The sequence below is a fragment of the Ignavibacteriales bacterium genome (genome assembly GCA_016709765.1).
GTDB lineage: Bacteria > Bacteroidota > Ignavibacteria > Ignavibacteriales > Ignavibacteriaceae > IGN3.
On sequence record JADJMD010000014.1, the window covers coordinates 183173 to 195976 of the forward strand.

General features: G+C 33.5%; 7 protein-coding genes. 6 read left to right on the forward strand and 1 reads right to left on the reverse strand.

Translation table 11 applies throughout. The features are described 5' to 3' along the window. Positions 1 to 389: 389 nt before the first annotated feature. Entirely contained in the window at positions 390 to 854 is a 465-nt protein-coding gene (locus IPJ23_16440) for a hypothetical protein (GenBank protein MBK7632258.1), read from the reverse strand. A gap of 294 nt (positions 855 to 1148) precedes the next feature. Between IPJ23_16440 and IPJ23_16445 the strand changes: the two genes are divergently transcribed. The 6 genes from IPJ23_16445 to IPJ23_16470 all read left to right on the forward strand — a co-directional run bounded on the left by IPJ23_16445 (position 1149) and on the right by IPJ23_16470 (position 12786). Then, positions 1149 to 5273, forward strand: a complete 4125-nt coding sequence (locus tag IPJ23_16445) for a response regulator (protein ID MBK7632259.1) — start codon at positions 1149 to 1151, stop codon at positions 5271 to 5273. Between the two features lie 159 nt (positions 5274 to 5432). Beyond that, positions 5433 to 5744 carry a T9SS type A sorting domain-containing protein gene (locus tag IPJ23_16450; GenBank protein MBK7632260.1) on the forward strand — a complete coding sequence of 104 codons (312 nt, stop codon included), beginning with the start codon at positions 5433 to 5435 and terminating at the stop codon, positions 5742 to 5744. Between the two features lie 20 nt (positions 5745 to 5764). After that, positions 5765 to 8911, forward strand: coding sequence for a T9SS type A sorting domain-containing protein (locus tag IPJ23_16455; GenBank protein ID MBK7632261.1), 3147 nt, complete (start codon positions 5765 to 5767; stop codon positions 8909 to 8911). A gap of 65 nt (positions 8912 to 8976) precedes the next feature. Continuing rightward, the gene (locus IPJ23_16460) at positions 8977 to 10440 is read left to right on the forward strand and encodes a tetratricopeptide repeat protein (GenBank protein ID MBK7632262.1); all 1464 of its coding nucleotides are present in this window, start codon (positions 8977 to 8979) and stop codon (positions 10438 to 10440) included. Positions 10441 to 10686: 246 nt separating this feature from the next. Then, the gene (locus tag IPJ23_16465; protein MBK7632263.1) at positions 10687 to 11250 is read left to right on the forward strand and encodes a hypothetical protein; all 564 of its coding nucleotides are present in this window, start codon (positions 10687 to 10689) and stop codon (positions 11248 to 11250) included. A gap of 261 nt (positions 11251 to 11511) precedes the next feature. Further along, entirely contained in the window at positions 11512 to 12786 is a 1275-nt protein-coding gene (locus IPJ23_16470; protein ID MBK7632264.1) for a T9SS type A sorting domain-containing protein, read from the forward strand. The last annotated feature ends 18 nt before the right edge of the window (positions 12787 to 12804 follow it).

A 12804-nucleotide genomic window follows, 5' to 3' on the forward strand; every position in this document is an offset into this window, starting at 1 on the left:
TCTATATGTCCACAGTAAGATCAAATCCATCTGAAAAATGAGTGCTGTGGCTGGTGGGATGCTTTCCAAGAAAGAAAGGTAAATGATGAAATTAATAAAACTCACTCCCCTGCTATAAAGACTTAACAAAAGTTTTTGGAACACAATAAATTTAGTATTTAAGATAGAAGACATTTAGAAGACATTCTTAAAAAGATGCGAATTTAATCTAAAAACAAATGATTTTTGAGTAAGCAGAGCTTCCCTGACTCTCCGCTAAGTCCTTATATTATAAGGAGTTACAGATATATTTTATATCATTTTTTAGTCACCAATTCTGTAAATCAATTTTCAACCTATTTTTTATCTTAGTTCCTTATTTAATAATTAGATTTATTTTAGGGGACAGGTCATTTTATCTTCGATTTATTTTCGCAATCTAAATCCTTAATATCAGGATAAATTTTCTTGAGCTTTGCCGCTATAATTGGACTAATGTTTATAAACAACGTGCAGGTGGAATCCCAACAAACGATTTCAATTTGTGCCCCCCGAGCTTGTGGTTTGGGGCTTCCCACCCAAAAATTTGGATTTCCATCCGCGTAGGGATAATCCTCAGGAATTATGGTCAACTTTTTAGAATAACCAGATAGCACTGCCCAAATGAATTGCATTTTTGTTTTCTGCAAGATTTCATTCAATGACACACCGTCAATTATGATTGGTTCTTGAAAAAGCCGCGGGTCATCGACATAGTTGAGTTCTAAATCAGTAATAAGCCAATCCATTTCTTGTAATTCCTGGATCGCGGAAAAAACACCATCAAGAAATGTGTAGTAATCAACATACTTTGAATTTTCAACTATTAAATTCATATGCAATTGTACTTTCATCAACAGCTTGTTATAAACTAAACTATTATTTGTGAAATTTCAATTAACAATTTACAAATAGATAAAAAATGCTGAACAACAAGGTTGACCCGAGAATGAATTTGCAGAAGATCTCATAATTGACAGAGGTATGGAGTAACTTGGGGGCACCAGGGCAGAATCGAATTTGCATTGATTGCTAAATGCGTAACGATACTTCTTGACTATTATGATTTCCTTAATTACGTTTCTAACAGTCCCCTAAACTAATTCTTAAATTTGAGGTTAGATTCTGTTATGGATATTAACTCCATCAAGATCAGAATACATCTTCCAAAAAACTTTTTAAGAGTTACGTTTATAATTACTTGTCTTTTTTGCATCACATCATTCCCGCAAATCAAAGAGCCACGATTTGAACATATTACTATTGAAGATGGGTTACCTGAGAATAGCGGTACTGCAATCTTTCAGGATCATTTAGGATATATGTGGTTTGGTACGCAAAGAGGTCTGGCAAAATATGATGGTTATAAAATGATCACATATATTAATTCAAAAGTTGATCCTGGTAGCATTAGTGGTGATTATGTACAGTGTATTTATGAAGATCATTTAAATAATCTTTGGATTGGGACTAAACCCATAAAATCAGCTGGAGGGGGCCTTAATCGTTTTGATAGAAGTGCAAATAAATTTATACGTTACCTACATTATCAAAATGATGAAAAAAGTATAAACTCAAATTTTATTAAGTGTGTTTATGAAGATAAAGCTGGAAACTTATGGGTAGGTACAGATGCTGGTCTAAATATTTTTAATCGAGAAAAAGAGAATTTTATTGACATCATATTACCTTTCCGTTCCTATGGAACAAAAGAATCATTAATTGTAGAAAATATCCTTGAAGATAGAGTAACAAAAAAAATGCTCTTTGCTACTAATTATGGTTTGTACTCCATAACAAGACTTAATTCAAATGCCCCACTTTCCGATTTTCAAATCGAATTAATCGACAATAACGAGCTGAATTGGGTAACAAATCTCTACCAGACTAGAGATGGAATTATCTGGTTAATAAGCGATTATAAATTGTATTCATATGATTCGAAGAATGAAAAATTTACACCATACCCCATAACATTGAGTTATAAAAATGCGATATTTGAAGACTCTTACGGAACGATATGGATTGGGAGCTCATCAAAAGGGGTTTTTAGTTATGATAGAAAGAAAAGTGAATTTACTCTTTACAATCACAATCCTAATAATATTCACAGCATAGGAGGCAACTTAGTAAACTGCGTTTACGAAGATAGAAGTGGCAATTTATGGGTTGGAGCCCGATTGAGTGGTATAAATAAATGGAACAGACATAATAGTAAGTTTAAAACACTCGAATATGACCCTAAAAACAATTCCAAATTATTGAACAAGGATGTGTACTCAATTTATGAGGATGACAATCAACAACTCTGGATAGGGACTAATAAAGGAATCACAATTCTTGCCAGAGAAACAATGGTATTTAAAAACAAACCTAACTCATCCAATGATTTAAATAGATTATCGAAAGAACAAATTTCTAATATAATAGGTGATCCAGCAAGGGGAAATGTATTCTGGATAAGTACTCTAGACGCTGGAGTCTTTAGGTATGATGCAATAAAAAAAACTCTGCAGCAATTTAAGTGCATTCCAGGAGATTCTTTAACCTTAAGTGATTCTCTGGTCAATACATTAGAAAATGCTGAAGACAACTATTTGTTAATCGGCACAAATCGTGGGCTGGATTTATTAAATAAAAAAAACAAGCAGCTTAGAAAATTCGATGAAAATATTAGTGGGCCTCTAAAGTTGGAAAATGCTCAAGTAATAACCTTACTAAAAGATAATTTAAATAATATATGGATTGGCACAAATGGTAACGGCTTGTTTAAGTTTGAACACGGATCAAAACAATTGGTATCTATTAAATCATTATTTGATAAAAGAGACTATCAAACTATTTCAGTCATATTTGAAGATTCTAAAGATAGATTATGGGTTGGGACTTTTAGAGATGGCATATACCATTTAGATAAAAAAACTATAGAAATTGTCCACCATTACTCGTTTGAAGATGGTCTATCAAATGCTGGGATATGTGGTATTTTAGATGATGAGAAAGGAAATCTTTGGATTAGTACAAATCGGGGCTTATTAAGATTAAATATACTTGAAAATACTTTTAGAAATTTTGACATATCAGATGGGTTATGTAGCAATTTTTTTAATCTCGGCGCATCGCTAAAAAGTAAAACTGGTAGAATGTATTTTGGCACAAATGCAGGTCTCGTCTATTTCCATCCCGATAGCATTGTTGTAGATTCAGTCCCCCCTCTAGTAGTTATACAAAACATTTCACTTTTCAATCGACCAGATGAAAATCTAGAATATGAAGGATTTATATCAGAGATAGATGAGATTACCCTACCATACAAGCACAATGATCTTCATTTTGAGTATGTTGGGTTGCATTATGGTGAGCCACAAAGAAATAAATACAAATACATTTTGGAAGGATTTGATAAAGAATGGATTGACGCTGGAAACTTGAGAACAGCAACCTACACTAACTTAGATCCAGGTGAATATGTCTTTAGAGTTAAAGCGTCAAACAGTGATGGCGTCTGGAATGAAAAAGGTGCCTCGTTAAAAATAATTATTAATCCACCATTTTGGACAACAACGTGGGCATATCTTTTTTATTTAATATTGTTTGGAAGCATACTTTATTATGCCTGGAGAATGCAGCTTAAAAGAGTTAGAGTAAAACACGAATTTGAAATGAGCAAGTTCGAAGCTCAGAAGCTGCACGAAGTTGACGAAATGAAATCTCGTTTCTTTGCAAACATATCACACGAATTTCGAACACCTCTTACTCTTATCCTTGGTCCTGTAAAACAAATTATTGAAAGAACAAAAGAAACCAGAACAAAAGAAGACTTGAATCTTGTTCACAGAAATGCAAACAGACTTCTGGGATTAGTAAACCAGTTGCTCGATATATCAAAGATTGAATCAGGTAATATGAAACTGCAGACAACTCCGATTAATATTATCCCATATCTCAAAGCTCTTGTCCTGTCTTTTACATCTTACGCTGAAAGAAAAAGAATTTCACTAAACTTTGTCTCAGATGTAGATGAAATAATAGTTTATATCGATAAGGACAAATTTGAAAAGATAATCAACAACATACTTTCAAACGCATTTAAGTTTACCCCTGATGACGGTTTAATAAAAGTAGTAGTTAATCAACATAATGAAAATTTGAAGATTACAGTTAGTGATACCGGCGTTGGAATACCACAAGAGAAGCTGCAAAAAATATTTGATCGGTTCTATCAGGTGGATGGAAGTCATACAAGAGAACAGGAAGGCACTGGGATTGGGCTTTCTTTAACAAAAGAATTAATTGAATTACATAAAGGTAATATTGAAGTTGAAAGTGAAGAAGGTAAAGGTTCTTCATTTATAATTAGTATTCCGTTAGGAACAGACCACTTAAAACCAGATGAAATTATTGAGTTAGAATCAGAGAAGACAGAACATCCTATAACTGAAAGTATCCTGGCAAACACACCCGTAAGTAAAACTAATCTACCCGATATTGATTTAGTAACTAATACAGATAAGCCAATACTTCTAATTGTTGAAGATAATTATGATGTCAGAAATTATATCAGGACTAATCTTGATAACGGTTACAGGATAATAGAAGCTATTGATGGTGAAGATGGATGGAATAGATCAACCAATAATCTTCCGGATTTAATTGTTAGCGATGTAATGATGCCAAGAATGGATGGATTTGAACTTTGTAAAAAAATAAAGACAGATGAAAGAACAAGCCATATCCCAGTTATACTTCTAACTGCTAAAGCCGCCAAACAGGATAAATTAGATGGGTATGAAATCGGAGCCGATGATTACATTATGAAACCATTTGAACCTGACGAGTTAAGAGCAAGAATAAAAAACCTGATCATACAAAGGAAAAAACTTCAGGAGCATTTTAAGAAAAATGGAATATTTGGATTTACTCAATCACAAATCACATCAATAGATAAAAAGTTCTTACAGAATGTATTAAATAAAGTTAATCAACGTATATCAGATGCATCCTTCAGCGTAGAACTGCTATCAGACGATCTTGGTATAAGCAGGTCTGTTGTGCATAGAAAAATCCTATCATTAACCGGGGAAACACCCGGAGAATTGATTAGAAGAATAAGACTAAACAAAGCTGCGGAGCTTATAAAAAATAAGTTCGGAAATCTATCAGAAATCGCACTAGAAGTAGGTTTTAACAATCCGGCTCATTTCTCTGAAAGCTTTAAGAAGCAATTCGGCGTTTCTCCCTCGCATTACCAGTAAAAGTATCAACAGTTAATAATAGTAAAATTATTTTTCCGACTTTTGACAGAAAAGCGGAAGAAATTGACAGAAATCTGGTAGAAAATCCTTTTCTAAAACCTTACCATATCCCCAGTCAAATTATTTTATTTATCCAACAGAATGTAATCAGACTTAATTATGAATGAATTTCTTCCATCAGAGTTTTTCCTAAGCCAGAATTATCCAAATCCATTTAAGGACAAAACAGTAATTAAATATTGTGTCGGTTATAAAACCAGAGTGCAGCTAACAGTTCATAATTCTGATGGTGGGGTAATCATAAAACTAGTTGATGAGGTAAAGCAGCCAGGAACTTATGAAATAAAATTAAATGCTCTTTCTGTAAACGCCAGTAGAATCCTGAAGCTGCCTGATGGATTTTATCTTTATCGCCTGGATGCCGGAGAATATTTCAGTGATAAAAAGTGGTTCTGTAAAAACAGTTTATAAATAATTAAAAGGAGTTCGTTATGAAAAAAGTTATTTTTTTATTTGCCATTCTTCTTCCCATAATATTTTCCTACCAGATCATTGCTCAAAAAGTTGACTCCCAAAGGAAAACATATGTGAATGTTATTCCAGAAAAAACTCAACAACCATTTGGATTGCCATTACCAGCAGGAACATATACTATAGGGCTTACTGGATATTTCCCAACCATTGATTCGGCATTTAACAAGTTAAGTATTGACGGCATCGCTGGACCGATAACTCTTGAACTCATCGACGGCCTTTATCAGGCACAGGATGAAAGCTACTTTTTGTTAAGTGGTCCGATTGCGGGTGCTAGTGAAACTAACCGCATTCTAATAAGGCCTGCAGCAAATAAAAATGTAACTATTCAGAGTAATGGATTTGATGTATTCTTCTTTTCAAGTGTAAGCCATCTAACGCTTGATGGAATTAGCTTAACAGGTAATACCACTATGACCGTTAGGTCTATTCTGAATAGCAACGTAGTTCCTGCTGCGATAGATTTTGAAGATGATTGTGATTATAACATAATTCAGAATATAACGGTAATTGTGGAGGACTATATTGAAGGATGGGGAATTGATTTATGGGTTTATGATCCCCCGTCAGGTAAAACGCCCGATCATAATATTATCCAGAATAACTTAATCAAATCAGCTGGTATTGGAATAATAGTAACAGGAAATCTAGATAACATAACTCCTGTAAGGCCACTAGACAATATTATTAAAAATAACCAAGTGGGCTCGCCAAGCGATAGCTTAATCGCCTGGGGAATACAAGCAGAATACTCAAAGGGTACAATAATCGAAAACAATGTGGTTCAGAACGTTCGCTATTATAATGACTACACAAATCCTGGTATTAATGTCTATTGTTCTAATGAATGTGTTATAAGAAACAATCTTGTATATAACATTAGAGGATCCAGTAATATGGGTACAGACGGAATTAGTTTATCTGGGTCTACCGGTGAAATTGGGAATGATAATCAAATCTATAATAACATTGTATATGATATCCAGTGCAATTCTACTTATCCCGGGGCAAGAATTGGAGGTATTCAGCTATGGTATCAGAATAATCCAAAAATATATTTTAATTCAGTTTATCTTAGTGGAAAGGGAGCAACACCATCAGGCTCAGCTGCACTACTTGTGGATTATATAAGTGCCAACGTATCAATCAAAAACAATATCCTTGTTAACATAAGAGATGAATCACCTTACTGCGCTTCATCAATTTTCGTAAGATCAGGATCAACAATCACTTCTGACTTTAATGATCTTCATTATACACCGAGTCAATATAATTGTCTTGTGAAAGTTCAAACCACAGATTATTTAACCTTGGCTGATTGGCAGACGACTGGTAATGATCCGATGAGTATAAACCAGATGCCATTTTTTAATTTACCTGATTTACATTTGAACAACGCCATTGCAACAAATATTGAAAGTCGGGGTGTTGCAATAACTGGAATAGATACTGATTATGATGGACAAGTAAGAAGCACTACCTCGCCGGATATTGGTGCTGATGAGATAGATGGGCTAATCCCAAATATCTGGCATCCACAATACACTTATCAACCAAGCAATATTTGGCCAGTAAAATTCTCTACTGTAAGTGATGAAATATGCTGGGCTGCTGGATATAATATTTCTGCACCATATATTAGTAGTTTTTTAAGAACTACGAATGGAGGAATAAACTGGAAATATGGAACAATACCCGGTACAGAAAATTCCAGAAGTGATTGTATTTTTGCTAAGGATATAAATACAGCTTATGTTGTTACGGGGAATGTCTCATTTACAGGTGGAACGGGGATATACAAAACGATTGATGGTGGCTTGACCTGGCAAAAACACTCAACAGCATACTTAAATTCTTACTGGGAAGTTTGCTACATCCATTTCTTTGACAATAATAATGGGGTAGCGATAGGTCAACCAAAGAATCAAGGAGAACTCTATTATGAAATATATACGACTAGTGACGATGGTATAAATTGGAATCGTGTACCTGATTCAAATATACCGATTGCTAATATTAATGCATTTGTTTCTTTTCCAGGAATGTCTGCTTTTGGTAATTCTATTTGGATTCCAACTGTAGCAAATTCACCACTTGGGAATCCAAGAATTTATAAATCAACGGACAGAGGTTTAACCTGGAGTGTAAAAGAGATAGTATTGCCTAATGCAACCACCCGTCAGTACTGGCTTGGATTAGCATTCGAAAGCGAAACAACAGGAATTTTAACGGCTGCACATTCATCCTCTACAGAAGCTATAATAAAGAAAACAACTGATGGTGGTAGTACCTGGTTTGATATCACTAAGCCAGTTGGCATAATTTCAGGTAATTCTCTTAGCCATATACCCGGAATAGCTGGAGGATACGTTGTTTGTGGAGATGTGAATGATGGAACTGCATATACGCTTGATGGTGGAAATTCCTGGAATTTATTAGACAATAAAGCTAACTTTTTACCCGACTTTCATTCTGCGAGTACTGGCTGGAGTGTTGAGTATCCATCACTTAGAATTGATAAATATATCGGTCCACCAATTCCTTTACCGGTTGAATTAACCTCATTTACTGCTCAAGCAGAAAATCAAAAAGTAATTCTTAGATGGACAACAGCTACTGAATTAAATAACAATGGTTTTGAAATACAAAGAAAAGTTGCTGAAAGTGATTTTGCGACTATTGGTTTTGTTAAAGGTGAAGGGACAACAACAAATAAAAAAGAATATTCTTACATTGATAAAGATTTAGTTGATGGAAAATATTACTACAGACTAAAGCAGATTGACTATAATGGCACCTATGAATATTCAGATGTAATTGAAGTTGACGTAAGAAGTCTTAATGATTATGCACTTGAACAAAACTTTCCAAATCCTTTTAACCCGATAACAACAATCGGTTATGTTTTAAGAGAAAAGACAAATGCAAAACTAATATTGCTAAATGCAATTGGTGAAGAAGTTGCTGTAATTGTTAATGAAGAACAGGAAAAAGGATTTCATAAAGTTGATTTTAATGCAGGTACGTTAGCTAGCGGTGTTTATTTCTACAGAATACAAGCTGGAAGCTTTCTGCAGACAAGGAAGATGATACTACTCAAATAAAAAATTTATCGAGCCTCTCACTAAGGGAGGTTTTTGTTTTTAATTATTACACAAGGAGGTCCACTATGAAACGACAACAAGTTTTATTACTCGGTTTATTTAGAGCTGTAATTTTTGTTTTGTTTTTCTCTGCTTGTTCTACAAAAGAAAAAGAAATGCCAATCACAACTTCATCCGAAGAGGCAAAGCAACTATTTATTCAGGCAAGGGATTATTATGAAAACATTGAATTTCAGAAATCCCTTAAACTTTTAGATGATGCGATAGCAATTGATACTAATTTTGCACTAGCATACCTGTACAAAGGATTAGTTAGTGGAAGTCTTTCAAAGCTTTCTATGAATATTGAAAGAGCCTCGCTTCTCGCTGAAAATGTTACAGATGGTGAAAAACTATTAATTGATATGACAAAATCATCAAACTTGGACAATGATCAGAAAAAAAGTAATGAATATCTGGACAAACTAATTGTAATGTTTCCGAAAGATCCCAGAGTTTATTTATATAAAGGCTGGCATATGGCAAACACAGGCGAATACGATTCAGCAGTCGTATACTTAAAGACAGCATTGGAATTAAATCCCAACTACACACCAGCACACAATCTTTTAGGTTATGCTTATTTAAGAACCAAAAAATATGATATGGCTGAAAAAGAATTTTTAGAAAACATCAGAATTGCACCTGATAGACCAAATCCATATGACTCTTACGGAGAGTTTCTTTTTGGATTAGGAAGGTATGAGGGATCTCAACAAAATTATCGCAAGGCAATCGAGCTGGATAATAGTTGGGTGGGGTCTTCGTATAATATTGGCGACTCATATTTATTTATGAATAATTATAGCCAAGCAAGAGAAGAGTATAATAAATTTATTCAAAGAGCGGGATCATTTAACGAAAAATATGCGGGTTATTTAAGTGTTGCCTTATCTTATCTGTATGAGAATAAACCGGAAGAGTCGTTAAAACAGATAAAAGATCTTGAAAGATTATCAAAGGGAGAAAATGAGAACTATTATTTTCTTAACACCTTAGGTTATGAGGCAGCAATTCTCTGTGAATTTGGTAAGCCTAATGAAGGATTAATAAAATATCTTGAAATGGGGAAATTAATTGCCAGCGAAAAACTTTCTCAGCGTGATAGAGATAGACTTCTTTTATATATGAATAACAATCTTGCTTATGCTTATGCAATTAACGATGATCTTTTAAAAGCTAATGAAAAAGCAGAACTATTTAAACAAGATATATTAAAAAGTAATCGTAACGATATACGGGAAGCTCCGGAATGGTTGAAAGTATTTTTAGAAAATAAATCTGGAAATTATGCAAAGTCTATTGAGATGACTAGAAACCTTAAGAACCCCGATCTTGAGGATAAATATTATTTGGCAAAAGCTTATTTACAAACAGGAGACAAAATAAAAGCAAAAGAATTGTTTAATGAGATTAAGGAATCAAAAGAAAATTTTTTTCAATCAGCTTTATTGTGGACTAAGGTTAATAACGAGTTAGCAAAATTGTAATGTGCTACAATTGAACTAATAATGTAATTCAATTTTAATTAGGTATTAGTTAATAAAGAACAGGAGAAAGGATATTACAAAGTTGATTTTAACGCAGGCACGTTAGCAAGCGGAGTCTATTTATACAGATTGCAAGCAGGAGATTTTGTGCAGACCAGAAAGATGATTCTGTTGAAGTAACAAGCAAATTTAATTTCTATGGGCGGGATAAATTCTCGCCCGAATTAAAATTATATGAGGTGTGATATGAAAGTTATATTAAATGTAATATTCATATTGATTTTATCAACCTGCTCAGTAGCACCGCAAGGAAATGACTACTGGAAAAATGCACCAATTTCAGGCAGCAAGATCTACTCAATTTATTTTACTGATCAAAAAAATGGAATAGCAATCTCTGCAACTGATGAAATATTTATAACTAAAGATTCTGGTAAAACTTGGGAATATTTTAAAGATAATAATGGCGCATCAAAATCCAACAAAGATAAAAAAGTATGGTCTGCAGATATTTATTGTTCGGTGCTGCAAACTACGGATGGAGGATCAAGTTGGCTGCCGTATACTAAAGAAATGCAAGAACACTTTTGCAAAGTCTATTTAAAAGATCCCAATGTGGATTATAAAACTGCATCAGAATTTTTGGCAAAGGTTACTAATGATATTTTTGATAATCTTTCAAATAATAGAATTGAAGGTTTAATAAATCATCCCAAACAATGTACAGAATATTACAGTAACGAGAATGAAGGCTGGGCATTGGGATGGTGTATTAAAAAATTTATGATGAATGAAAACAATAAAGATTAGTTTAATCTTTTGTTGTGCTACTGAAAGTTTGCAGGAATATTTATTTGTACACATTCAGCAATCATTGGCAACTGGGAATCGAAACATTTTGACTTTAATAAAAATTAATTGATAATTACAAGCAGTAAATTTTCTCTACTCCGAGAGGGCTAAGTTAGAGCCATTTAACTGTAATAGCCTTGAGATGACAAATCGACAACTCTCCCGAAGCAGACTGCTGCTAAATAATATGTTTTAGATTTATTTTATTTGGAGGGTATTATGAAAACTATTTGTAGAATCTCGTTTTTCTTTTTTCTTGTAACGCAAATTTGTTTTGCGCAGTGGTGTTTGAATCAATCATTTACTAATCTGAACTTGAAAAACGCGTGCTATTCAAGTGATGGAAATATATTCATAGTAGGTGAACTCGGGTCAATCTATTTATCCTCTGATAATGGATGCACCTGGCAGTCAAATTATATCCCAAATACAGGAAATTTAAATTCCCTAATTATTATAGATAATGAATTTGGATACATAGTTGGTGATTATGGAAAAATTTTCAGAACCGATTTTAGTAGTATGCAGTTGGAAGATATTTCAATCTCAGAATTGTTTCATTTTAGAGATGTAGCCTTTAAAGATAATGAAAATGGTGTTCTAGTCGGCACTAAACAAGTACGAATAGATGGCAGAACATATTATCTTCCATCAATACATTTGACTACAGATGCTGGGCTAAGCTGGACTGAGAAATGTTTTGATGTTAGGGGAAAATTAAACTCGGTTTCGTATTTCGATGAAGAAAATATTATTACTGTCGGGGATAGTGGTAAAATTTTAATTTCAAATGATAATGGGATTAACTGGGTCCCATTAGTATTTGGTATATCTGCAAATTTGCAGGAAGTCAAGTTTTGTCCAGATGGAATTGGAATAATTATTGGCGAAAATGGGACAATAATTTTATCTTTTGATGGATGGCAGAGTTGGAGTATTATAAATGTTCCTGCATACTACCATATAAAAAGTGTTTGTTCCAAGGATATTTATCAACTAGTAGCTGCTGGTCATATGCGTGTAAGAATAGACGGCAGAGATTTTAATGTGGCAACTATCTTCAGTTCCAATGATGGGGGTATAAATTGGAATGAATCTTTTATTTCACAAAGAGGGTCATACAATTCTATTTCATTCTGCAATCCTAATTTAGCAATTGCTGTAGGAGATAGTGGACTTTTTTCTATGTATGAATCGCCAAATGCATTAGAAGATAATAATCTTACTCTAAGCGATTTTTCACTTAAACAAAATTTCCCTAATCCATTTAATAGTACTTGCGCAATAATATACTCAATACCAAAATCTTCTCAAGTTTCACTAAAAATATTTAATACAATCGGTGAAGAAATAGAAACTTTAGTTAATGGAGAAAAACCCATTGGCACTTATGAAGTAAATTGGAATGCAGAGAATATTCCAAGTGGAGTATATTTTTATCAACTTAAAGCTGGAGATTTTACACAGACAAGGAAGATGATTCTATTAAGATAATTTTTTAATTCTCTCCTG

Bases quoted from the DNA above. Each gene is read 5' to 3' on its own strand.
- IPJ23_16440 (MBK7632258.1), bottom strand. From the start codon at position 854: ATGAATTTAATAGTTGAAAATTCAAAGTATGTTGATTACTACACATTT.
- IPJ23_16445 (MBK7632259.1), top strand. From the start codon at position 1,149: ATGGATATTAACTCCATCAAGATCAGAATACATCTTCCAAAAAACTTT.
- IPJ23_16450 (MBK7632260.1), top strand. From the start codon at position 5,433: ATGAATGAATTTCTTCCATCAGAGTTTTTCCTAAGCCAGAATTATCCA.
- IPJ23_16455 (MBK7632261.1), top strand. From the start codon at position 5,765: ATGAAAAAAGTTATTTTTTTATTTGCCATTCTTCTTCCCATAATATTT.
- IPJ23_16460 (MBK7632262.1), top strand. From the start codon at position 8,977: ATGAAACGACAACAAGTTTTATTACTCGGTTTATTTAGAGCTGTAATT.
- IPJ23_16465 (MBK7632263.1), top strand. From the start codon at position 10,687: ATGAAAGTTATATTAAATGTAATATTCATATTGATTTTATCAACCTGC.
- IPJ23_16470 (MBK7632264.1), top strand. From the start codon at position 11,512: ATGAAAACTATTTGTAGAATCTCGTTTTTCTTTTTTCTTGTAACGCAA.